The 24184-nt window shown below is 40.1% G+C and carries 23 protein-coding genes, 2 tRNA genes and 1 pseudogene; 11 read left to right on the top strand and 15 right to left on the bottom strand.

Features of this window, described 5'->3' with window-relative positions; translation table 11 throughout:
• The 7 genes from IB67_RS01160 (at position 1) to IB67_RS01130 (ending at position 5766) form a co-directional block, all read left to right on the top strand.
• Positions 1–846 (top strand): phosphate ABC transporter substrate-binding protein PstS family protein, encoded by an 846-nt coding sequence (locus IB67_RS01160; RefSeq protein ID WP_464309302.1) that lies wholly within the window; start codon positions 1–3, stop codon positions 844–846.
• A 115-nt stretch (positions 847–961) separates the two neighbouring features.
• Entirely contained in the window at positions 962–1825 is an 864-nt protein-coding gene (locus tag IB67_RS01155; protein ID WP_464309303.1) for a PstC family ABC transporter permease, read from the top strand.
• Complete coding sequence (pstA, locus tag IB67_RS01150) at positions 1822–2661, top strand: phosphate ABC transporter permease PstA (protein ID WP_498875345.1); 840 nt, start codon at positions 1822–1824, stop codon at positions 2659–2661. The genes IB67_RS01155 and pstA overlap by 4 nt, the downstream gene beginning before the upstream one ends.
• Complete coding sequence (pstB, locus tag IB67_RS01145; RefSeq protein WP_464309305.1) at positions 2661–3440, top strand: phosphate ABC transporter ATP-binding protein PstB; 780 nt, start codon at positions 2661–2663, stop codon at positions 3438–3440. The genes pstA and pstB overlap by 1 nt, the downstream gene beginning before the upstream one ends.
• Positions 3441–3471: 31 nt before the next feature.
• Positions 3472–4119 (top strand): phosphate signaling complex protein PhoU, encoded by a 648-nt coding sequence (gene phoU / locus IB67_RS01140; RefSeq protein WP_072761119.1) that lies wholly within the window; start codon positions 3472–3474, stop codon positions 4117–4119.
• Positions 4116–4793: a response regulator transcription factor gene (locus tag IB67_RS01135; RefSeq protein ID WP_072761121.1), complete on the top strand. Its 678-nt coding sequence runs from the start codon at positions 4116–4118 to the stop codon at positions 4791–4793. The genes phoU and IB67_RS01135 overlap by 4 nt, the downstream gene beginning before the upstream one ends.
• On the top strand, positions 4714–5766 hold the full coding sequence (locus tag IB67_RS01130; protein WP_464309306.1) for a sensor histidine kinase: 1053 nt from the start codon (positions 4714–4716) through the stop codon (positions 5764–5766). The genes IB67_RS01135 and IB67_RS01130 overlap by 80 nt, the downstream gene beginning before the upstream one ends.
• 60 nt (positions 5767–5826) lie before the next feature.
• On the opposite strand, the gene infB is transcribed toward IB67_RS01130, so the two are convergent.
• From infB to IB67_RS01115, 3 genes are read right to left on the bottom strand one after another with little or no spacing between them, the layout of a single operon-like run.
• Positions 5827–7884, bottom strand: coding sequence for a translation initiation factor IF-2 (gene infB / locus IB67_RS01125; protein ID WP_072761123.1), 2058 nt, complete (start codon positions 7882–7884; stop codon positions 5827–5829).
• Between the two features lie 21 nt (positions 7885–7905).
• Positions 7906–8898, bottom strand: coding sequence for an NAD-dependent epimerase/dehydratase family protein (locus IB67_RS01120; RefSeq protein WP_072761125.1), 993 nt, complete (start codon positions 8896–8898; stop codon positions 7906–7908).
• A 17-nt stretch (positions 8899–8915) separates the two neighbouring features.
• Complete coding sequence (locus tag IB67_RS01115) at positions 8916–9449, bottom strand: MarR family winged helix-turn-helix transcriptional regulator (RefSeq protein WP_072761127.1); 534 nt, start codon at positions 9447–9449, stop codon at positions 8916–8918.
• A 303-nt stretch (positions 9450–9752) separates the two neighbouring features.
• Here IB67_RS01115 and IB67_RS01110 point away from each other — a divergent pair, with 303 nt between their 5' ends.
• Positions 9753–11384, top strand: a complete 1632-nt coding sequence (locus IB67_RS01110; protein WP_072761129.1) for a phosphoenolpyruvate carboxykinase (ATP) — start codon at positions 9753–9755, stop codon at positions 11382–11384.
• Between the two features lie 150 nt (positions 11385–11534).
• Positions 11535–12170, top strand: a complete 636-nt coding sequence (locus IB67_RS01105; RefSeq protein ID WP_072761131.1) for a peroxiredoxin — start codon at positions 11535–11537, stop codon at positions 12168–12170.
• A gap of 65 nt (positions 12171–12235) precedes the next feature.
• Here the strand turns inward: IB67_RS01105 and IB67_RS01100 are convergent, their stop codons facing one another.
• From IB67_RS01100 to IB67_RS01045, 12 genes and pseudogenes are all read right to left on the bottom strand, one after another.
• A complete protein-coding gene (locus IB67_RS01100; protein ID WP_339745834.1) occupies positions 12236–14713 on the bottom strand; it encodes a glycogen/starch/alpha-glucan phosphorylase in 2478 nt (825 codons plus the stop codon).
• Positions 14714–14917: 204 nt separating this feature from the next.
• Positions 14918–15427 (bottom strand): hypothetical protein, encoded by a 510-nt coding sequence (locus tag IB67_RS01095; RefSeq protein ID WP_072761133.1) that lies wholly within the window; start codon positions 15425–15427, stop codon positions 14918–14920.
• A gap of 25 nt (positions 15428–15452) precedes the next feature.
• Complete coding sequence (locus IB67_RS01090) at positions 15453–16013, bottom strand: metal-dependent hydrolase (RefSeq protein ID WP_072757791.1); 561 nt, start codon at positions 16011–16013, stop codon at positions 15453–15455.
• Positions 16014–16031: 18 nt separating this feature from the next.
• Positions 16032–16976 (bottom strand): M48 family metallopeptidase, encoded by a 945-nt coding sequence (locus IB67_RS01085; protein WP_072757789.1) that lies wholly within the window; start codon positions 16974–16976, stop codon positions 16032–16034.
• A 28-nt stretch (positions 16977–17004) separates the two neighbouring features.
• Positions 17005–17730 (bottom strand): HNH endonuclease, encoded by a 726-nt coding sequence (locus IB67_RS01080; protein WP_434223579.1) that lies wholly within the window; start codon positions 17728–17730, stop codon positions 17005–17007.
• Positions 17731–17790: 60 nt separating this feature from the next.
• Positions 17791–17985, bottom strand: a pseudogene (locus IB67_RS01075) (RRXRR domain-containing protein); the annotation flags it as partial.
• Positions 17909–18253: an RRXRR domain-containing protein gene (locus IB67_RS01070; protein ID WP_281246560.1), complete on the bottom strand. Its 345-nt coding sequence runs from the start codon at positions 18251–18253 to the stop codon at positions 17909–17911. The pseudogene IB67_RS01075 and the gene IB67_RS01070, both read right to left, overlap by 77 nt.
• Before the next feature lie 266 nt (positions 18254–18519).
• A complete protein-coding gene (locus IB67_RS01065) occupies positions 18520–19476 on the bottom strand; it encodes a D-alanine--D-alanine ligase (protein ID WP_072757787.1) in 957 nt (318 codons plus the stop codon).
• Between the two features lie 40 nt (positions 19477–19516).
• Positions 19517–20518 (bottom strand): LacI family DNA-binding transcriptional regulator, encoded by a 1002-nt coding sequence (locus IB67_RS01060; protein ID WP_072757785.1) that lies wholly within the window; start codon positions 20516–20518, stop codon positions 19517–19519.
• Positions 20485–21732 (bottom strand): competence/damage-inducible protein A, encoded by a 1248-nt coding sequence (locus IB67_RS01055; RefSeq protein WP_072757784.1) that lies wholly within the window; start codon positions 21730–21732, stop codon positions 20485–20487. Before IB67_RS01055 ends, IB67_RS01060 begins: the two co-directional genes overlap by 34 nt.
• A gap of 164 nt (positions 21733–21896) precedes the next feature.
• Positions 21897–21973: transfer RNA gene (locus tag IB67_RS01050), tRNA-Arg, on the bottom strand.
• A gap of 80 nt (positions 21974–22053) precedes the next feature.
• Positions 22054–22143 (bottom strand) — tRNA-Ser (locus IB67_RS01045).
• Positions 22144–22329: 186 nt separating this feature from the next.
• Between IB67_RS01045 and IB67_RS01040 the strand changes: the two genes are divergently transcribed.
• Together IB67_RS01040 and IB67_RS01035 are read left to right on the top strand one after the other, a co-directional pair.
• Entirely contained in the window at positions 22330–23046 is a 717-nt protein-coding gene (locus IB67_RS01040; RefSeq protein WP_072757782.1) for a hypothetical protein, read from the top strand.
• Between the two features lie 21 nt (positions 23047–23067).
• The gene (locus IB67_RS01035; protein WP_072757780.1) at positions 23068–24177 is read left to right on the top strand and encodes an ABC transporter permease; all 1110 of its coding nucleotides are present in this window, start codon (positions 23068–23070) and stop codon (positions 24175–24177) included.
• The last annotated feature ends 7 nt before the right edge of the window (positions 24178–24184 follow it).

Below are 24184 nucleotides of genomic sequence, written 5' to 3'. Positions count from 1 at the left end.
ATGGCAAAGTCACTCTCAAGAAAGTTTGTAGGTTTGCTGTTTTTAGTAGGTTTATTTGTTTCTTCAGCGGTTTTTGCAAACAGTCTGGTTATCAAAGGTTCGAACACGATGCTCGAACTTTCACAGTTGTGGGTTGAAGAATTCGGTAAGATGTATCCAAATATCAAAGTAACGCTCGAGGGTGCAGGAAGTTCTACAGGAGTTGCTGCTCTCTTCAACGGTACAACAGATATAGCCAATTCAAGCAGATGGTTCAAAGACTCAGAGGTTCAGCAGATGTTCTCTCAGAAAAAGTGGTTCACACCAATTTTAGTAGCTTGGGACGGAATTGCGGTTGTTGTTCACAAGGATTTACCAGTTAAGAACCTTACAATCCAGCAGATCAAGGATATCTATACAGGAAAAGTTACAAGATGGAATCAGATTGATCCAAACCTTCCAGCAAGAGATATAGTTGCATTCTCAAGGAATACAGCTTCTGGTACATTTGAAGTATTTAAAGAAAAGGTTCTTTTAGATGAAAAGATGTCTCCAAGGGTTAGAATGCTCGAATCCTCAATGGCAGAGCTCGAAACGGTTGCAAAGACACCTTATTCAATAGCTTACTTCGGAGTTGGATATGTTGACACCTCAGTTAAGGTTGTTTCAGTAAACGGTGTACTTCCTTCAAAACAGAACATTCTCTCAGCCAAGTACCCACTCTCAAGACCTCTCTTCATATTCGTTGACATAACAAAAGGTTGGCCAGAAGAAGGTCCAGTTGCAGAATATTTAAGATTCATTATGTCCAAGAAAGGTCAGGAATTAGTCGAAAAAGCAGGTTTTGTCGCAGCTCTTGGTCAGTAATTTGCAAAGAAAAACAGTGCGTCAACCATTTAGAAGCATATCAGAAGTAAAAGAAAGATTGCAAAGCATTCTATTTTAATTACACGCAAGTGTTAGAGATAGAAAGGGGATAGAAGTGAGAAGAGAATTGAAAGATAAAACCCGAAAAGCTTTGTTAACGCTGACGTCGGCATTTGCGATATTGGTACTCTTTGGTGTGTATTTCTACCTAATACGAGAATCGCTTCCTGCTATCCGCACCGTCGGTGCGGACCTCTTTTTGTCTGATCAGTGGTACCCCGTCTGGGAACCGGGCGAGTACGGTATGCGTTCTTTAATATTGAACTCTCTTATCGTGACTGTCCTCGGTACAATTTTGGTACTACCAGTTTCTTACTTTATAGCCATCTACCTCCACGGTTTCGCATCTAAAAAGGAAAAGGCTGTTGTTCGAAGGTTCATTGAATACCTCTCCGGCGTGCCATCAGTCGTCATCGCTTTCGTTTTCCTTACACACTTCAGTCCCCTGTTTGTCCAATTTGGTATCTATTCGCCACAAAATCTGTTACTCGCTCTTGTTGGATTGTTCTTCCTCACAATTCCAATAAGCACAGTTCTGATATTGGAATCGTTAGATAATGTGCCAAGAGAGTTGGAAGAAGCGAGTGCGGCGCTCGGTGCGTTGCCGTTCAAAACGTATGTCAGAATTACATCTAAAGCCGCTTTTCCAGGAATTCTGAATGCGGCGGTCCTTACAGCAAACAGGATAGTTGGAGAAACGATCGTTGTTTTGTTACTTGGCGGTGGTGCTGCGATGGTGCCACAAAAACTCACTGACCCGATGAAGACACTCACAGCAGCTATTGCAAGTGAAATGCCTGAGGCAGCTAGGTTTTCGACGCATTTCAGCGCTTTATTCGTGGCAGGTTTGGTACTGATTATTTTTTCGACCATCTTTGAGCTTATCTCCATCATGCTGCTGAGGAGGAGTAAGAGGTGAAAAAGTTGCTATCTAGTAAAAAGCGTGGACTCGCAAAGAGTAATTTTGTAACTGCAAATGTTTTAAGAGTGTTGACATATGCGATAGTTATCATGATAGTGGTTCTGTTTTTGTTAGCTCTTGTTCCGGGATTGAAACACTGGAGCATAGAGTTTTTTACGCAATTTCCGAGAAATCAGATGCGAAATGGAGGGATATTTCCAGCGATACTTGGCTCAGTTATCTTGACAGTCGTAGCGCTTGCTATTGCTGTTCCTTTGGGAATATTGCTCGGTGTTGTGTTGTCTGAGTACAATCTTGGTTATATAAAATTCGCGGTGACTATTTTGAGCGGTATTCCTTCTGTTGTGTACGGTCTGTTTGGACTTGGATTGTTCTGTATATTGATGAACATGCGTACGTCCATATTAGCTGGAGGATTAACTTTAGCTATAATGGTCATCCCAGTTATCTCTTCTGCTGTTTACGAAGTGATGAGATCTATCCCCAGAGAACTTAGGGAAGCGGCGTACGCCTTGGGCGCAAGAAAGAGCGAGGTTATCTTCGATATGTTAATTCCAGCCGTGAAAAAGAGTATCTTGACAGTCTCGTTCGTAGGAGCTGGACGTGTGATAGGAGAGACCGCACCTTTGATTCTCACCGCAGCGGTCTTCTACGCAACGCAATTACCGAGAAACTTGTTGTCACCTGTTATGACTCTTCCGACGCACGTGTATTTCTTAACAGCTTCGTACGGAAGTGAGGCTCGTTGGATGGCAGAAGGTGCAACTTCTGTTTTAATATTGCTCGTTATACTCGTGTACACAATAGCTTTTGCTTTTAGGAGGGAAAAGTGATGAAGGAAACGTTAAAGACGTCTGATGATTTCGTTATAGAAATCAAGAATTTTAACGCATACTATGGAGAAAAAATGGCAGTAAAGGATGCTAATTTGAAGATAATGAAGAATAAGATAACTGCGATCATGGGACCATCGGGATGTGGTAAATCTACACTTCTAAGAAGCATTAACAGGATAAACGATTTGATTCCTGAGTTCAAAGTGAGCGGGGAAATCCTCTTCCATGATAGAAATATTTACGATGAGGATATCGATGTCTACGCATTGAGAAGAAGGATAGGAATGGTCTTCCAAAAGCCTACGCCATTTCCTATGTCCATTTTTGAAAACATAGCATATGGTTTGAGACTGATAGGGATTACTGATAAGAAAGAGATAAAGGAAAAAGTTAGGTGGTCTTTGGAAGTTTCAGCGCTTTGGGACGAAGTTAAGGATGATTTGGACAAGAACGCTTTGAAGCTTTCAGGTGGACAGCAGCAGAGGTTATGTATAGCAAGAACAATAGCAGTTGAGCCGGAAGTGATATTATTTGATGAGCCGACAAGCGCACTTGACCCAATTGCGACGCAGAAAATCGAATCGTTGATAGAAGAACTTGCAGAAAAGTTTACGATAGCTATTGTCACGCACAACATCGGGCAGGCTTCGAGAATTTCGGACTATACGGTCTTTATGTATAAAGGAGAGATAATAGAGCAAGGGTTAACTTCTTCGCTCTTAACAAATCCACAGCACGAATTAACTCAGCAGTTCTTAAGTGGTAAAATAGGATAAGAGTGTTCGGAGGATTATAGGAGGTGTGAGTATGAACAGCGAAAGGCACCATTTTGAAAAGGAATTCTCATTGCTGAGAGCAGAATTGTCAAAAATGGTCTCGCTTGTGATGGATACAATTGAGATGTCCTCATTTGCTTTCGAAAACTTGGATAGAAATTTGGCAAAAAAAGTAATTGAAATGGACGATGAGATAGACAATATAAACCGCGAGATAGAAGAGCTGGTATTGGATATCATCGCAAGGTTTAACCCGCTTGGAAAGGAATTGAGATACACAATCGCAGCGATGAAGCTTGCAAACAACCTCGAAAGAATAGGTGATCACGCGTGCAATTTTGCAGAGAGGACTCTTTGGATAATCGAAAATTTACCAAACTTCAAACCATCATTCCTTGTAAAAGAGATGTTCGGCAAAGTCATCGACATGCTCCAAAAAACTGTAACTGCGTTCTCAAGAAGGGATACGGAACTTGCAATAGAAACTTGGAAGATGGACGATGTAATAGACGAGCTCGACAGACGGATAACGAGCGAAGTCGAAGGGTTAGGAGCGCATGAGCTTGTTTTGAACGTTCTGTTTTCAAGAGACCTTGAGCGAGTTGCAGACCATTTAACAAATATATGTGAAGAAATCGTGTTTATAGAGACCGGAAGGGAGCTTAAAGAGTCACTATGACGGTGCTCGTTGTTGAAGATGAACGCGCTCTTGCTGAAAGTCTGGCAAGACTTCTTCAAGGCGAAGGATTTGAAGTAAGTGTAGCGTATGGTATTAATGAAATGTACAAAAAGCTTGGAGAAATTTCTCCAAATTTGATAGTTCTTGACCTAATGCTTCCAGATGGGAATGCTTTGAACGAAATTCAGGATATAAAGTCGAATTTTCCGGAGATTGGAATTATAATTATATCAGCCAAGAATACGGATCTTGATAAAATCCTCGGCATAGAACTCGGGGCTGATGATTACGTAGGAAAGCCATTCAATCCAAGGGAAGTAGCGGCGCGTGTGAAGGCGTTTTTCAGAAGAACTCGGGGATTGAAAGAGGTCATAAAGTACGGTAAGTTGGAAATCTATCCAGATGATTATGTTGTTACTTACGATGGCGAACCTATTGAACTAACTACAAGGGAGTTCGAGATACTGAAATTGCTCGCCCAGAGGCCTGACAGAGTGTTTTCAAGAGAGCAGATTTTGGAAGAGCTGTGGAAGGATGAATTCGAAGTTTACGACAGGGTGGTTGATGTTCACATAAACAGCTTGAGGAAAAAGCTTGGCAAAAATTGGATTATCACTATTAGAGGCGTCGGTTATAAGTTCTCAAAGAAAGGGGATAAAGATTCTGAAGAATGAAATTATGTTCTTAAAGAGGGTTTTGGACAACGTCGATGAGTTGGTTTTCTTAATAGAAGGTACTAAAGTGAGTGAAATAAACAAGAAAGCTAAAGAATATTTTGGCGAATGCATCGGTGCGGATATATTCGATTTGTTGATCTTGGAAAAGGGGAACTTGCTGGTTGATGCGGTTCATGACGGTGAAGATAAAGATATTGTTGAATTTGAGGATAAAGTTTTTTCAAGCAAGAAAGGCGGATGGTTCTTCTTTCGAATTCGTTATTTGAAAGACGTCGGAGTTTTAATTTTGAAGGATAAAACGCAAGAAAAGTATCTTCACGACACGAAAATGAATATGTCGGTTTTGATTGCTCACGAGCTCAAGAATCCGATCGGAGTTATCAGCAGTGCTGTGTCTGAATTGATGGAAGAAGAGGAAGACATTTCAAAGATAGAAATCCTTGCAAGAGTACAGAAGAATATAGAACGACTTTCAAGAATCATACAACAGATTGAGTATATAACGATGGCGCAGCTTGGTGTTTACACTCCGAAGGTTGAGAAGATCGATGTTAGAAAACTTGTTGACTTGGTTGTGGATGATCTGGAAGGATTGATAAACACAAAGAGAATAGAGGTTCTGAAAGAGATAAAAGTAGACTTTCTTACCGGTGATCAATTCATCCTGAGAACGATTCTGAGAAATCTACTGTCGAACGCAGTGAAGTACTCTTTCGAAAATTCAAAAGTTATTGTTGAGATCACGAAGGATTATTTGTCAGTACGCGATTTTGGTGTTGGTATTCCTGACGAAGAGCTTCCAAGGATATTTGAGCGCTTTTACAGAACTCCAACGGGTGTTCGAATGGCATCTGGATCAGGACTTGGTCTGGCCGTTGTGAAGCACCTTTCAAATTTGGCTGACTACAAGGTCGAAGTTGAGTCGCAGCATATGATTGGGACGAAGTTCACGGTTTATTTCAATAAGTAAACGATATAAAGGATTATATGGTGCTAATATGATAGAAAAAGCCACCTTCTCGGTGGCTTTTTATTCTTTTTCATCTTCTTTCTGTTCTTCAATAACTGCGGTAAGTTTTCTTGGAACCTTTTTGATTATGTAAAATTCCAATTCGTCGTTTTCCTTTATGTCGTCAAAGTTTTGGAATTTTATACCACATTCCTGCGGTGCGCTAACTTTGTTGACGTCTTGTTGGTAGTGTTTCAAGCTTTCAATCTTGCCTTCGAAAACGAGCGATCCATTTCTGTATATCCTTACGAATCCGCTCTTTTCTACGTAACCTTCGTACATTTGGACACCTGCGATGTTTCCGTATTTGTGTATCTTGAAGACTTTCTTTATCTCACCATAGCCTGTCTTCTCTTCTACCTCTTCTGGTTCAAGCATACCTTCGAGTGCAGCTTTCAAGTCTTCGAGGAGTTTGTATATAATCGTGTATGTCTTAATCTGCACACCTTCAGACTCTGCAAGCCTTGATGATTGAGAGTCTGCTTTTACTCTGAATCCAAGGATTATCGCTTCTGATGCGGATGCAAGCATGACGTCGCTTGAATTTATCGCACCGACTGCCGCATGCACAACATCGATGTCGATTTCGTTTGTTCTCATCTTTGCTATGGCATTCTGCAATGCCTGCAATGAACCGACCGTGTCAGCTTTGAGTATCAGTTTTACTTCCTTTTTCTCTTCTTCCTGCATCTTCTTGAGTATTTCTTCGAGTTTTATCTGGCGTTTCTTTCTGAGTTCTCTTGCTTCGAGCTCTTTGACTTTTTCAACTATTTCTACAGCTTTTTCTTTGGACTCAACGACGTAGATGATGCTGTGCGGATCAGGCAGCTCTTCGAAACCGACAATCATCACGGGTGTAGATGGCTCTGCTTGGTTTATCCTTTTACCTTTGTCATCTATTAGAGCTTTTACTTTTCCGAACGATTTTCCAGCAACTATGTAATCTCCGACTTTGAGTACGCCATCTTTAACAACGGCATTTGCGACTGGACCGTATCCTTTATCGAGTCTCGTTTCGATTATGACCGCTCTTGTTGGAGATTCAGGAATGCTTCTGATATCCTGCATCTCTGCGACAAGGAGTATCATTTCAAGGAGTGTATCAACGTTGATTCCATTCCTTGCCGAGATAGGAACAACTATCGTGTCTCCACCCCAGTCTTCTGGAATGAGGTTGAGTTTTGTCACGAGGTCTTGTTTCGTAAGGTCTACGTTTGCGTTTGGTTTATCTATTTTGTTTATCGCTACAATTATAGGTACGTTTGCAGATTTTGCGTGGTTATACGCTTCGATTGTCTGAGGCATGACGCCGTCGTCTGCTGCGACAACGAGTACGACTATATCCGTTGCCTGAGCACCGCGTGCGCGCATTTCTGTAAACACTTCGTGGCCCGGCGTGTCTATGAATGTTATCTTCTTACCATTCACCAGAACCTGATATGCACCTATACTTTGTGTAATTCCACCTTCTTCTTTTTCGGCTATTTTCGTTTTTCTGATGTAATCAAGTAATGTAGTCTTTCCGTGGTCAACGTGTCCCATGACAGTAACTACAGGAGGTCTGTTAACAAGTTTGCTCTTATCTTGATAGAGAATCTCGAATTGTCTTTTGAATTCATCGAGCGGATTTTCTAGTTTAACTTCCTCTTTTACCGTTTCTTCTTCGAATGTCAATCGGACATCATACATCTTAGCGATCTTCTTCGCCAAAGAAATAGAAATTGCCTGACCGGGTCTGAGAACTTCACCTTTCATGAAGAAGTCCTGAATAATCCTATTCTGCGGAATTTTAATCTTCTCCGCAAATTTATCGAGCTTCAAATCGTCTTCTGTTATGTGAACAGGAGGCTTTTTTGCCTCCGCTTTTTCTTTTGCGGGCTCTTTTGCTTTGGTAACTATTATCTCTTCTTCCTCGTCAAGAGTTTCTTTGTATATATCAAGGAGTATATTCACTGTTTCTTCATCGATGTAGCTCATGTGACTCTTGACTTCAATGCCAAGCTCCTCCAACTCGTGGAGTAACTCTTTCGTGTCCATATCTAATTGTTTTGCTAATTCGTAAACCCTTAATCTTGCCAAAAAATCCACCTCCCGTAGAACTCAGATAATATTATAACACATTCTCCCGTGTTTATTCAATTCGTTTAACCAATTGAAAAAATCGTGTACCGAATCTTCAACTTTTATTAGTGAGTACGGGATTGTGGATTTCAACTTTTCGTTGGAGAACTTATAGTTCAGACGTATAGTGTGCAAAGCATATGGAACGAATTCCGCAGGGATCTTGAGAATGACGTTTGCGATAAGTGAAACATAGCTTAGAATATCTGCTGTTGTGTCATCGAGCACTTTGAATTCACGTGCGCCACAAAGTGCTGGAAGCTCCTCAAATCTGATATCGTGTCCTGATACTATGTATCTTTCCTTCGATATCTTCCCAGACTTTAGTGATTTGTACAATTTCACAATCGAATTGGCTACGTCTCTAACATCTACAAAATCAAAACTGCCTCTGACTGTGTATTTTAGCTTCCCACCTCTGTACTTTTTCATTACGCGAGAGAAGTAAGAATCTTTGTAATCGTACGGTCCAAATATGCCAGTTGGGAATACGATGAATCCATCAAGTCCATCTTTGAAACTCGATTCAACGAGCTTTGTCGCTAAAGCTTTTGACTTTGCATAGTCGTCGATCACGCGGTCTTCATCTACTGGAGTTTCCTCAGTAATAGTGCTTCCTTTTTCAATTTCTGCAAAAGCATGGACACTGCTCACATAAATTAAAGGTATCGATTTGCTCTTGGCATGTTCGATTATGTTCTTAGTGCCGTCAACGTTAACAGAGTACAATAATTTTCTTTTAGTCGGGGTTATCGCTATCAAAGAGGCTAGATGAAAAATGGCATCAATACCGTTAAGTGCATAAGAAAAGTCGTTGCGGACATCCCCGTAGAATATCTCTACAGGTAGCAACTGCAAAGATACCAAATTGTCCGTTGGATGGACTAAAATCCTGACTCTTTCGCCAGACTCTATCAATTTTCTAACGAGGACATTTCCAAGATGTCCCGTACCACCAGTGATAAGGACCATGCAAACCACCTCTGCACTTAGTGATTTCTGATTTCCATTTTCTTTGAAAATTCCGCAAGCATTTTGAATGATTCTGTTAGTTTTTTTAATTCTCCTTCATTCATAGACGAGACTACCTCATTCAACAAATTTCCAAAAGAACGCTTAAATTCGTTAAATATAGCCTTTCCTCTTGGGGTAAGGGTTAGGTAGGAATGTCTCCTGTCTTCGATATCCTGAACTGCTTGTATGATTCCTTTCTTTATTAGAAGTTTCGTAGCAACACTGACTGCTGATTTTGAAATGTGGAGCTTTTTAGAGAGGTTTGTGTTTGACACATCTTTTTGGTTATCCGAAATAGCGGTGAATAGGAAAACGTAAAGTTCAGTGGTGCTCATATCTTCAATTTCCTGAAATTCAGGAAGCAAACTCACCATGTTCGTGATTATGTTTAGTATGTCCGAAAGCACTTCTTCAACGCATAGCGCATTCCATAGCTTTTCGGGTTCGTGAATTGTTGATTTTTCAGCAGCCGAGATGTCAAAACTACTATTCAAGCTTTTGTTAACCACTATGTATCCTCCCTTCCAATTGATTAACGCACTTTTCATTCTTCATTATATTAGACTGTTAATTTATTAAATAGTTCAAAAGATAAACTAATTTTTTTAGTCAATTTGTGATAAACATTCGAAAATGGTAGGTTAAGTGCATTTAGAGGTAATTATTTGTGTAAACTTTTACATGCTTTGTTATGCGCGAGTATGTGGAATTATGCTAAGTTTAAGCTTATTTCACAAACGGTTTAGAATATATATACACTATGCACGAAGAATATTTCTTTTGTTTATTCGCACTTAGAGAGGAGGCTTCTTATGGCAACTAAGGGAAGGTGGCAGTGGGGTGAGGTTAACAAGTCCAATTTTTCTAAGATCCGCACGACTATCGAGAGTGCGTTTTATGGTAATAACGTTGAACTTTTGACCTCAAGGAGAGAAGCATACAAAAAAGCTATGAAGTCTCCCGGCACGATAGTGACAGATTTACCGGTGTACAAACCCGAACTCTTGAATCTTGATGAAGGCACGAAGATCTTACTTTTCAACGATGGCGCTGTTGTCGGAAGGTTTTCAGGCGCAAGGAAGATAATCGGTATGCCGAATGTTAATGAAGATGTACTTGCGGAAGTTGTGAGAGAAGCAGTATATGGAACAAGATTTAGAAAGATGCACCATGCAATAAGCTATACCGGACTTCACGAAGATTTCATGGTTAAGAACCATATACTTATACCAGAGGGCTTTGAGAATACTGTATACAATTGGCTTCTGAATTTTCAGGATTTAACACCTGAGTATTCTTTGATGTACGAAAGATCTAAGGTTTTAAACGAGCCTGACATATACATATTCACAGATCCGGATTGGACTCATCCGGACTTTCCCGGAGGGCTTGCGTTATTTGACCCGAAGAATAATTGTGCTGCGCTGCTTGGTTTGAGATATTTTGGGGAGTTCAAGAAAGGAACGCTCACACTCGGTTGGTCGGTTGGAAATAGACAATCGTATGTAGCTTGTCATGGTGGCTTGAAGAAGTATGAATTTGACAGTCGAAGGTACGTTGCTGCGTTTTTCGGATTGTCTGGCTCAGGAAAATCTACTCTCACACATTCAAAGCACAATGGAAAGTACAATATCACAGTTCTTCACGACGATGCTTTGGTAATTAATCTTGAAGATTTGTCCTCAATAGCACTCGAACCTTCCTATTTTGATAAGACATCCGATTATCCGCTGACAAGCGAGGATAATAAGTTCCTTTTAACCATACAGAACTGCGGAGCGACTGTTGACGAACACGGTCGAGTTGTTCCGGTAATGGAAGATATCCGAAACGGAAACGGAAGGGCAATCAAGTCAAGGTTATGGTCGCCAAATAGGGTGGATAAGATAGATGAGCCAGTGAATGCTATCTTCTGGATAATGAAAGACCCTGTTTTGCCACCGGTTGTGAAAATAGAAGATCCAATCCTTGCATCGACGATGGGTGCAACGCTTGCAACAAAGCGCACGTCAGCGGAAAGGCTGCTCCCCGGTGTTGATCCAGAAGCTTTAGTCTTTGAACCGTACGCCAATCCGTTTAGAACTTATCCGCTTTCGGAAGATTATGAGAAATTTAAGAAACTCTTTGAAAAAGGTGTGGAGTGCTATATCATAAACACTGGATTCTATTTGAACAAGAAGGTACCGAAAGAGGTGACTCTCGAAATTGTTGAGAACATTGTCGAAAAGAAATCGAACTTTATCGAGTGGTTCGGCGGTCTTAAGATTATGGAGATACCAGGATTCGAAGTCAAGACATCGGAGTATGAATACAGAGAACTTTTAAGGGTTTCGCTTGAAAAGAGGATAGAATTCATAAACCAAAAAGACGGCGAGAACCAGGGATACGACAGACTGCCAAGAGAATGTAGAGATGCAATAGAAAATCTGATAGCTTTGCTTTAATTTTAGAAAAAGATATAGTCGTTTAATAAATTTAAAAGTAACTAAACAGAAACACCTCCGTTATTGAAAATGATTTGGATAATATATATAATTAGATTGTGTCTAAAAACAAACACGATGTAGATAACAAGTTTATGAGGAGGTGTTTTTATGGGTTTGCCACTTATTGGAGAAAGGGCTCCTGAGTTTACAGCGAAGACAACGCATGGAGTTATAAACTTTCCAAAGGATTACGAAGGCAAATGGGTAGTGCTTTTCAGCCATCCGGCAGATTTCACACCAGTTTGTACAACGGAATTTGTTGCGTTCCAAAAGAGGTACGATGAGTTCAAAAAGCTCAACGCAGAGCTTATAGGTTTGAGTATCGACCAGGTGTTTTCACATATCAAGTGGGTGCAGTGGATTAAGGAAGTGCTCGGTGTTGAGATTAAGTTCCCAGTAATCGCAGACGATAGGGGACAGATAGCTGAACTCTTCGGTATGATTCACCCGGGAAAGGGTACAAACACTGTGAGGGCGGTATTCATAATCGATCCGAACGGTGTTCTTAGAGCGTCCCTGTATTATCCACAGGAGCTTGGAAGGAATATGGACGAAATACTGAGAATGATTAAGGGATTGCAAGTTAATGATCAGTACAAAGTTGCTCTTCCTGCAAACTGGCCGAACAACGAGCTTATCGGTGATGAAGTGATAATTCCACCTGCAAGCGACTGCGAAACGGCAGCAAAGAGGCTGCAAGAGTACAAGGGATTCGATTGGTGGTTCGTTCACAAGAAGCTTTAATAGATCAGATATCTAAACAAGAAGGCTCCGGTTGATCCGGAGCCTTATGTTTATTTCCTTACTTATTAAACTTTCTGCGTCTTCCAGATGTCTCTTACGTACTCTTCTATCGTTCTATCGCTTGAGAATTTTCCGCTTCTTGCGATGTTCAGCAGTGATTTTCTGTTCCATTCTTGTTTATTTAAGAACAGCTCCTCAATTTTTTTGTGCGCCTGTGCGTATGCATCGAAGTCCGCGAGTACAAAGTATTGATCTGGCATTGGTGCGTGTTTCCCATAAATTAATGTTTCGAATATGTCTTCGAAAAGTTCAGGTGTTTCCGGAGTAAAGTAACCCGTCCTGACCATGTCGAGTACTTTTCTTATTTTTTCGTTCTCGAGGTAAATACCGAACGGGTTGTACTTTCCTTTCCTTTTCGCTTCTTCTATCTCCTCAGCCTTTAGACCAAAGATAAGTATGTTATCTTCTCCAACTTCTTCAAGCATTTCGACGTTTGCACCATCTAACGTTCCAATTGTCAGTGCACCGTTGATCATGAATTTCATGTTTCCTGTACCGGATGCTTCCGTACCAGCTGTCGAGATCTGCTCGCTAATGTTTGCTGCAGGAATTATTATTTGAGCTGCTGATACGTTGTAATTTGGTATAAATACAACTTTGAGTTCCTTACTGACAATCGGATCATTGTTCACAACATTTGCAACGCTGTTTATGAGCTTGATTATGAGCTTTGCCATCCTGTAACCAGGTGCAGATTTACCCGCAAAGATAAATGTTCTTGGAACTTTCAAGTGTTTTCCTGCCCGTATTTCGTTGTAAAGGTGTATAACGTGGAGTATGTTGAGCAGCTGGCGCTTGTATTCGTGTATGCGCTTTACCTGTATGTCGAATAATGTATTTGGATCAATTACGATGTCGAGCTTTTCTTTCACGTATTTTGCAAGCCTTTCTTTGTTCCACATCTTAGCTTTGTCGAGCTTTTCTAAGAATTCGGGGTCATCTTGGAATATTTCAAGTTTCTTGAGCTCGTAAAGATCTGTGATCCAACCGTCGCCAATACTTTCTTTAATGAGCTTTGCAAGTGGTGGGTTGCATTCTAAAAGCCATCTTCTTTGCGTGACGCCGTTTGTCTTGTTGTTGAATTTCTCTGGGTACATTTCGTAGAAGTCTTTTAAAACTGTTTTCTTCAAGATTTCCGTATGCAGTTCAGAAACTCCGTTTATGGAGAATGAAGCGATGGAACAAAGATTCGCCATCCTTAATTTTTTGATATTCCCTTCTTCGAAGACAGACATGTTGATTATCTTGTGTAAGTCACCGTCGAATTTGTATGCAACCTCATTCAAGAATCTTGCGTTGATTTCTTCGATGATTTGATAATGTCTTGGGAGCATATTCTGGAACAGAGGTGCTTCCCATTTTTCAAGGGCTTCAGGCATTACTGTGTGGTTCGTGTAAGCGATTGTGTTCTTCACAATTTCCCATGCTTCTTCCCATGTATATCCTTCTTCGTCAAGGAGTATTCTCATCAGTTCAGGGATAGCCAAGGTTGGATGCGTGTCGTTCAGCTGTATAACTTCTGCGCTACTTAAATTGTACAGGTCGTTTCTGTACCTTCTTTTGTGCCTTCTGATTATATCTTGTATTGCCGCACTTACAAAGAAGTATTCCTGTTTGAGCCTCAGTTCGCGTCCTTGGAAGAATGCATCGTTCGGATAAAGAACTTTGCAGAGCGTTTCGGCAAGGTTTTTCTCGTACACCGCTTTTTCATAATTGCCTTTTTCAAATTCAGCAAAATTGAATTCGTTGAGTGCTTTGGGCTGCCAAAGTCTCAGTACCGAGACTATGTCGCTGTCGTATCCAGTTACGTATATATCATACGGAACGGCGAGGACATCGTATGTATCAACCCAGCGGAATCTGAGTCTTCCCTTTTCGTCTGTGTAAGCTTCGCTTCTACCGAAGAACTTAACTTTTACGCTTTCTTCAGGTTTTGGGAATTCCCAAGGGTAACCATTCTTCATCCAGTCATCGGGCACTTCCCTCTGAAATCCGTTCTCAATCTCTTGTTTAAACAGGCCGTATTGGTACCTTATCGTGTAACCGTACGAGAGATATCCAAGCGTTGCAAGGGAGTCTAAGAAACAAGCTGCAAGCCTTCCAAGTCCACCGTTCCCAAGTGCTGCGTCCTCTTCGAGTAATGCTATTTCGTCTAATGTCAGATCATATCTTGAAAGCAACTCTTTGATTTCGTCTTCAACTTGAAGATTGAGAATGTTATTGTAAAGTAGCCTGCCTATCAAAAACTCCATCGACAGGTAGTTAACGATTCTGAGCTCTCTTCTCTTCAGAATTTTTTCTTCGGTTTGTAACCATCTTTCTGCAATGATGTCCCGAACTGTGTTGGAAAGTGCAAAGAATTTTTGCATTATCGAAGAGTATTCAGGGGTTTCTGCCAAAGTATGTTTGAGGTGGTATTCAAATTGATTCTCGACGAAATCTTTCTTGTTGTTGGAGTTTACCTTAGAAATTGACTTAGACACTCTAATGCACCCCTTTGCTTATCTTGTTCCGTTGTTTTGGTTCAGAATTTGTTATCGAAACGGTTCCAAATATTAATTAATTTTAAAAAGCCAAGATAAAGTTTACAATAAAAAACATGAAAAGTCAATTACGGGTTTAAGCGGCCTTTTTCGGACTTATCTCTCGATTTTTCTCAATTTGGGGCGTCTATTTACTTCACATTGTCATACGAAGTAGTCGGTCAGTTCTGAGTGTATTTGTATTTCATATTCGTCGGGAATAAATTCCTTATCAAAGTACACTTCAAACAACCTTTCAAGTGCTGAATTTACAAGCTGGTTCAGTGAGTAGTCTTTTGTTAGTTCTTCATTTACAACGGCGTATACCTTTGACTGTTCAAGGATTACGACAGGTATCGGTTTTGACGTGTCCGATTCTAAGATTTCAGTATCGACTACATGCATTATCTTTTCAATAGCCATTGCCGATTGGTCATCTTTTGTCATCAACCATTCGATTGGCTCGTCTATCACAATTAAACCTGTTAGTTTTATCGTTGGGAAACCTTCCATAGGTGAGTAGAATTCAATTCTGAATTCACCGTAGAATTCATTGTTCATAGGCTTGAAGCTGAGTCTTGTTTCGTGCTTTGATAATTCATTCAGTATCTTTGAAAGTGCACTTTTCTCGCCTTTCTTGATATAAGTTACATTAACTCCGTCTAAGAATTTCATTATACTTCCTCCTTATTTTTCGTTCTCAATAAAATTTGAAGATTTTGCTCGGTTTTCTCCAATAATCTGCAATCATGTGGCTCATCACTCCAGAAAATGCGCTGATACCAAAAAATATTGCGTACTCGCTTTTTGTTGATGAGAAGAGGTAGATTATTATTCCATATATCGCTGCGAATGTAATTGAATGGGCAAAACCTCGGTGCGAAAATATAGGCATGGAAAGGAAGAGGTTCACAAGTGCTACTCCAATTAACATAGCTGAAGCTACAGAAATCGAGAGCATGATGGGGTGTGGTATAAATTTCAGTTGTTGAATAGAATAGAATTTTTCATATAGGAAAGCTGAGAATATGTATATGGCGAAAGATAGAGATATAGCTTTTGTAAAATTTCTGAGAGGTGCGTTATTGCTGTCTAAATCTGGCAAGTCACTTCCCAAAATGTACAAAGCATAACTTATTGCTAAATCAATCGGCGTTGGCGCGAATTTGATGTTTAACAGGTGCGAAATCGCACCGTATATTAATAGGTATATTGGGTATGAAATCATACCAACTCTGAGGTGCACAAGGAGATTTGGCATTATTCTCACCTTCGCTTCTCACAGATTTGCTTTCTTAAATGTGTTTAGTATGTTGTTTATTCTTTCTTCAATAGATGGATATGTATCTATTATTGAATTAGGCTTCTTATGAGTATCGACACAGTTAGGATGTACAAAAAAGTGATATCTTATGAAATGGTATTCAGTATCCAGCTGTATACAATTGCTTTTTGTCTTCTCGAATACACCAATCAACACATCTGGCGACGTTCTTTCTGCTGCGAAAATGTCCGCGTCGAATTCCTTTCTTGTACTCACGAAGAGGTTGGAAAGGTAACTGAGCGGTAGGAACACCGCTGAGATAACAAGTATAAAATTCATTAGAAGGATTTCTTTTAAGTACCTTTCGTGCTCTAACTTCCCTTCTTTCGTAACTTCTTTAAGTTTTCTTATGCTGCTTTTTGTCAGTTTAAATATTAATAGCGGACTTCCAAATGTGCCACTTACAGTTGTGAGATAGTCAGTGTCTCCGTTCTTTATATGATAAAGCTCATGATAAATAAGGCTGCTTAATTCATCGCAATTTAGTCTTTCAACTGCACCTGTTGTGATGCAGATTGTCCTTGAATGCTTTATCATTCCAACTGAAAGAGAATTTATAGAAGGTGAATCTATCAAGACAAGATTTATATCTTCGTCTATGTGCACGTGTCGTTTAGCTTCTTCGAGCTTTTCTTGAGCTTTCTGCAATGCTTCGATGTTTTCTGAACTTAAAGGTTTTTGGAATAATCTGACTATAATCTTCTCAATAACGGATAGCCCAAAGAGAATTTGCAGTAAAGAGAATATCGCAAATACGACAGTAAAGAGAGATTGTGTTCTTAAAATGGTGTCAAGAACAGTGCCAAATAACATGCTTATGATCAGAAAAAGTACAGCGATTATGTAAGATGAGATTTTGTTCGAGGTTTTTCTATCTAATTCCAATTTTTGTACTTTCATCGTCCTTGGCTCTCGGAGACACGCAACTTTAGTCGTGTGAGGAGAGAGCCGCTTTCCTCCTTTCAAACATCACCGTTTTTGATTTCTCCAAAAGTTTTAGTTTGTTGTATCTCCCACTATCGTGTATTCTTTCCCCTGAAAGACTTCTTATTACAAAATATCCACTGCTTCTTATTCCTGCTATGATTCCTTCTTTGCCTTCACATTCTACTTTGTCATACCGCCTAAAGCCATATGCCTCTTTTATTGTATTAGCTGGTCTTATACCACCTTTGATTGGATTGACTTTATGAAACGACCTATTTTGTCTTCTGAAAAACTTACCAAAATACCATTCTTTCGCTCTCTTCTGAACTGTCCCTCCCGCTATGACATATGCATCATTTCGGTGCGTCTTTTCCAATCCAAACTCACTTCTCTTTGCTTTGGTGATACTACCGTATGTAACTCTGACATCCTCGTACAGTTCCTTTAGCTCATTAACTATATGCCAGCCTATTGTCGATACGTGACTCGCATCTTTGAGAATTCTTACCTTCTCTATCTTGCTCTTTGGTATCTTCAACCTGCCCTCATGTATTGCTTTGTGCTCTTGTGCTGTTAAGACTATCAGGTTTGACGGATTGTCCGTCCCACCTCCGCTTCTTGGAACTATATGGTGAACTTCCAAAACTCCTTTCTTACCTGATAGCTCTGATTTATATCCTGCTCGCCATAGACAATATTCTCTTACGTCCCAAAAGCCTTTCTGCACTCCATTTTGATATTCTTCTCCTTGGATATCTGGATTCAATATCTTTTGGGTATCAAAAGACGCTATCTCTACAACAACTTTTTCTATCGGCAGTATCTTGCTGAGCATGTTGACTATTCTAATATGTGCATCTACTTTTCACCTTAGACTTGGTGCAAGCCATCCTTCTGGTTTACGCCTATTCAAAAACCTTGCTTTTCTGTACCTCGTCTTGCGATACCTTCTTAACTGTCTGTATTCTCTTCTTTCGCACAATAAGTCTTTTTATATCAGTTCTTAGTACTACTTTTGCTGAGAACACTTCTTTCTTATCTGTTATGGCTGAGACACCGACTGTTTTTGAACCAATGTCGATGCCAACTGTCACAGGTTGCACGTAAGTTGTAGTGTCATACAATAACTGAATCGTGAATGGTTCTCTTCTGACTACTTTGGCAAGTCCCTGCTTTAGAAGTCTTCTCACCTTGCCATGCCTTTTAGTAGGCATGAGAGGTTTTCCATCTTTCGAGATAACATATACCATACAGTAAGTCTCCTTGCGGAGTTAGGTGCTCATCGCCAATGTTAGATGGGCTTGTCGTGCCTACCGCACTGTCCCTACCCGCCAGAACTGTTTAACGATAGGCGACAGAGCATGGAACTTGAGCAGCATTCCATGGTGTCATGGCCCATCTAACGTAGCCAAGAAGCCTATTGGCTTTGGCTGAGGCTAGTCAACGAAGGCTTCAAGCCTGCCACTTCAGGGTGGGGCGTTGACTGAAATTCTCCCCTTGCTGTTTAATGAAAAAATCACCTGAATTTTTTAAACGACGGTTTCTTGAACGCTTCAGTTGCTATTGTGTTTACAAGTTCTTCGAAATCAAAGCCGTATGCTTTAGCTGACATAGGTAAGTCGCTCAATTCAGTCATTCCAGGTAATGTATTAACTTCGAGAAAGTAGAACTTACAGTCGCTAACTATCCCGTCGACCCTTGCAAAGTGTTTGCACTCCAATTTCTTGTATATTTTAAGTGCACTTTCTTTGACAATTTCTGTCATCTCTTCTCCGATTTCTGCGGGGATGACAAATTCGGTCATGCCATCAGTGTATTTTGCTTCATAATCGTAGAAAAGTTTTTTGGGTCTTAATTCTAAAATTGGTAAAACAACCGGTGAACCGTCAATATCAATAATCGATACTGTTACTTCTGTGCCCTTCACATATTTTTGAATAATCATTTCGTCGTATTTTTCAAATTCCTTTTCCAAATTCTCTAACAGTTCGTCTTGAGAAAAGCAGATATGAGTACCTATGCTTGAACCTTCTTTTCTAGGTTTAATAACACAAGGTATGTTTATTTTTTGTATTGTATTTTGGAATATATTTTTATCTTTTTGGAACTCCTCTTTGGTAATGAGCAGGAACTCAGGAACGGTTGTTATGTCTTGCACGTACAGATTGCATAAGTATTTGTCAAAGGCGATGACGCTTGCTTCAACGCCTGAACCGGTGTAGGGAATCTGAATAGCATCGAGAATACTTTGAACGTGTCCGTCTTCACCAAATGTTCCGTGCAGTATATTGAACACAACATCGTAATTTCTTAAATCCTTAGCCCAGACTAAGGAGTCGAAGTTTTCAAAATTTACATCTATCTCATCCACTTGATGTCCGAAATTTCTTAAAGCTTGAGCTATCCTCTTTCCGCTTCTAAGGGATATTTCTCTTTCTCTTGAAATTCCACCGAGCAAAACTGCAATTTTCACTATTCTCCACTCCTTGGTTAATTTCTCACTTGGCTTTTGATTACGTATTTCTTACAACTAATTCTGGTTTCAGTATGTATTTCTTTGGCTTATCTTTTATCTTCTTATTGATTCTTTTAATAAGGCTCTCAGCAGCGAGATATCCCATTTCTGCTATCGGTTGTCGGACAGTTGTGATCTCCAGTACCTGAGCAATTGGAAGGTCATCAAAACCACAGACCCTTACGTCCTTTCCTACATCTAGTTGCATGGTTCTTGCAACCTCGATAATCGGAACTGCCAGATAGTCAGTAGTGGTGAAGATTGCACATCTTTTGAAACGGAAGAATATCCTTCTTGCAACTTCAAATGTGCTTTCCCAGTCGAGTGGTACGTAGTATATTTTGTCTATACTTCTTCCCTTTTTCTCAAGCGATTCTTGAAAGCCCTCTAATCTTTCGTCAAATACGGTACTTTCAAGTTCGTGAGATTTTCTGTGAGTTACTACAAATATGTCCATGTCGAGGTCTGCGAAATAATCACCAACAAGCACACCACCATAATAATTGTCTACCATAATCGAGTCGTACTTGTCTGAATCTTGTTCAAGACATATAACGGGAGTTTGAGGATTGAGTATATGGGACATAACGCTATCGACATTGACACCGTCAACGATCAACCCGTCAGTTGATAAGAGTATATCCGATGATTTCTTCAAAGCTTCGAATTTCTTCTCGTTGTAAAGAGGATAAAGTAAAGAGGAATATCCGTATTTGACCAAAACTTCGTCTATAGATGACATTAGAATTTGATAGAAGTCGCCTTTCATCTCCGGAGTGATGACAGTTACCAGCTGGCTTGAGCCTGTCGAAAGACGCCTTGCGTGTGGATTTGGCATGTAACCAAGGTTTTTTATTGCCTCGAGTACGCGTTCCCTTGTTGTTTCATCTACATGCGGGCTATTGTTAAGTACACGAGAAACTGTGCCCACCCCAACCTGAGCGTATTCTGCAACATCTTTTATTGTTACCCTTTGATATTTCCTTCTAGCCTTAGCCATTCTCTTATCCCTCGCCTTGCAATATCGAATCCGATTAACGCGCTTCTTTTTCGTATCATTTCCCTATCTCCCCTTAAGTTGTAAGTGAAAGCTTTCACACCTTTCTTGCTGGCAAACGCAAAACAAACAGTACCAACGGGTTTTTGAGGAGTGCCACCAGTAGGACCGGCTATTCCGGAAATTGAAACTGAGAATTCTGAATCAAAAATTTCTCTTGCATTCTTAGCCATATATGAAACACACTCTTCACTTACAGCTCCGTGCTTTTCGATGATATCCTTAGGAACACGTAATATGTTTGCCTTTGATTCGTTTGAATACGCAACAACGCCACCTTTGTAGACCGAAGAAACACCGGGTATGTCCACGAATCTTGCTGAGAGCAAACCACCTGTGCACGATTCGGCGAAAGAAATGGTCAGGTTATTCTCCTTCAGGAGCTTATAAACTACATCCTCAATGCTATCGTCATCTAGTGCATAAACACTTTCTCCGAGAAGATTTGTCAGTTGTTCCACGATTCCGTCTATCTCTTCTTTCAGTACCACACTTCCGGTAAGTCTGACTTCTACACCTCTTTCATACGAAGCCATTGTGGCAATGGTTATCTGAGGATTGGAGTACAACAAATCTTTATGTTCATCCATCAAAACAGCTTCAGGAACGCCTATCGTTTTTATTCTTCTTGTGTATAGTTCATCGTCCGTCTTAAGTTCTCCCTTTATGCTCTCGAATACTGGTATCATCTCTACAGGCGGTCCTGGGAGAATGACAATGGTTTTTCCGTTGTGCTTAATTAACTGACCTGGAGCCGTTCCAACAGGATTGTCCAAAACGATAGCACCTTCGAGCACCAATGCTTGTTTTTTGACGCTTTCAGGAGCCTTGTTATAGTATTTCAGAGCCCTCTCAATCAACTCATTTGCGATTTCTTCGTTTAAAACTAAACTTTTATTGAGCACTTTTGAAATAGCTTCGCGTGTCAAATCGTCTTCAGTAGGGCCTAATCCTCCGGTTGTAATCAACAAGTCGGCCTCGGATAATCCTTCACTGATGCGTCGAACAATAATATCAAGCACATCGGGAAGTGTCTCTATACGAATTACGTTATAACCTAAAGATTTGAGGTGCACGCTCAAAAACTTAGAATTTGTATCAACTATGAGACCTTCGACCAATTCGTTGCCTATTGAATAGATTATTGCATTTTTCACCTGAACCCCTCGCATGTTTGTCTTGTTTAATTTTGTTAAACAACAATAGATTAAGAATGTTCACAGAGCAATAAAAATTATAACATATGAAAAAAGAAAAGCTACACTTTGGAGTGTAGCTTTTTTGGACTTCTTTTACCGGTTTGGATTAATACAAAACAATTTGGCGTGCCCGGCGGGACTTGAACCCACAACCTCCAGATCCGCAGTCTGACGCTCTATCCAGTTGAGCTACGGGCACGTCCATTCTTCTCGTGCTTTATCTTTTCATATATAAACGGGTGATGAGAAATAATGGCTCATCACCCGAAACTCTGCGTCTGGCGGAGAGAGAGGGATTCGAACCCTCGGTGGAGAAACCTCCACACTTGCTTAGCAGGCAAGCGCCTTCGACCACTCGGCCATCTCTCCGTTAAACTTAGCACGCTGTAAATTTTATCATATAATCAGATAATTTCAAGGGGGGATTTGGGGTTTGCCTTCTTTTCATTTATTTGCCCACTTTAAGGTGTCATACTTTTCGAAAGTTTTCTGCAGAGAGTATGGTATAATAAATTGTAATCGATATTAGAATTGTCTTAGCGAGGTGGGCGGGGTATGTTCAAAAAGAGTTTATTTTTGAATATTGTAAAGTTGTTTGCTGTTGTTTATTTGTTTTTCAGCACCATCTCTTTTGCTTACACAAATACTTTTGCGGACTGGTACGGGATATCATATTCTGAGCCAAGCAAATGTGTTCAAACTATTGCAGAAATAGCCGGAAGAGAAATCAGTATCTTCGAGAAAATGACATTTGTCTATTCTTTCGAGATGAATGCGAACCCACGTTATCCGTCCGTACTCTCAAGTGGTTTTACTTTTAAGTCGACATTTATGAATTATTTACCAGGCAGAGACTTTAATTATGGGCTCTTCGGCCTTAGCTACGATATATACGCGAAGATTTTGGGAATAAGGATTGGAAATTCGTCGCGCGAGACTGTCTTCTCATTCGGTGGAAGTGTCGGAGCAGATATTGAAACTTTACAGTTGTTGGTTGGACAATCGAACGATATTTCTGATTTAAAGCAGAATGATTTTAAACACTACAACACTGTTCAAAACATAAATTTAACAGGACTATTAAGACTGCTTGTTCAGTTTCCGCTTTCAAGTAGGAATGTTAACAATCTTCTTTTGTCCATGAGCTATTATATATCCACGGCACTCTACGGTCCCTTCATGCCCAACTTAGAACTTGTTGATACAACAACCAACATAGAAAGAGCTACCATCGGTTACAGCATCTCTCTGCAATTTCAGATTAATTTTTAAGAAAGGTGATGGAGAGGCTCTATGCAATTTATAAAATACGAGCTTAAAAGAATTTTTGTTAAGCCTTCAACTTATATTGTTCTTTTCGTTATTCCAGTACTATTTGTGCTAATTGGTGGAATTTTCTTTAATTCACTTGCTTCAAGCAATCTAAAAGTAGGTGTTTACAGTGAAGACAAATCGCCTCTTTCTAAGTTTACAGTTGGTGTTGTTATGTCGCTTTTCAGAGGTGGAACGATTCAGTACGTTGGGAAGGATTATCTTGAACTTTTGAAAAAAGGCGAACTACATGCAGTTGTTGTTATTCCAAATGGATTTACTAATGGACTTTTCACCGGGAGGCAAACCGAGATAAAGTACATTCCAAGCCCTGTAGACACGCAGCTTTCGGCTGCGGCTTATCTTGTCTTTCAAAAAATGTTTGAAGACCTCAGCGGCGGGCCGTTCTTTAATCCGAAAGTTTTGCAACAGATGTATACTTCTTCAAGCGTTCCTGCCCCAAAACTTGTAACTGAAAATGATCTCGATTTCGACCGTGTTTTCGCCCCGAGTCTTATATTGTTAATAACCATGTTTGTGGCTTTAATGATAGGTGCAAGTACTTTTGTAGGTGACAAGGAAACGAAATTCATTAGAGTAATTTCTGTTGGAAAGGCCAGATTTTCTCAGTATTTTCTCTCTAAGTTTCTTGTTACTGTGGCAATTTCATGCATATCTGGATTGGTGGCTTATTTAGTTTTTCTTCCTTCAGATATGTCAGTAAGCGTTAACGATGTTCTTGTCTTAATACTATTCACTTCGCTCTTTCACTCCGCGCTCGGTATTTTTGTCTCAAGCCTCTCCAGGAATTACCTAATTTCAAACCTTCTTGGAACAGCACTCAGCATTCTCCTAATCTTTTCGAGTGGTATACTTACATCAATAAGTTCACTGCCAAGATTTGTGAGAAATATGTTGAATTTTGTGCCTATATACAATTCGGTGTACCTACTAAGGCTTGAACAACTTTTCGGTGCAGGAAGCGTAAATATGCAAATGTTTCTGAAAAATTCAGCTGTCATCACAACATTAACGTGTGGCTTCCTGATAGTTTCTTTCTTAGTGGTTAAGAGAGAAACAACGCCAAGATAAGATTTTT

It is taken from the genome of Fervidobacterium riparium (assembly GCF_025370035.1).
GTDB classification, from domain to species: domain Bacteria; phylum Thermotogota; class Thermotogae; order Thermotogales; family Fervidobacteriaceae; genus Fervidobacterium; species Fervidobacterium gondwanense.
The sequence above is the reverse complement of the archived record's forward strand: the minus strand, read 5'-3'. Positions and strand labels throughout refer to the sequence as shown.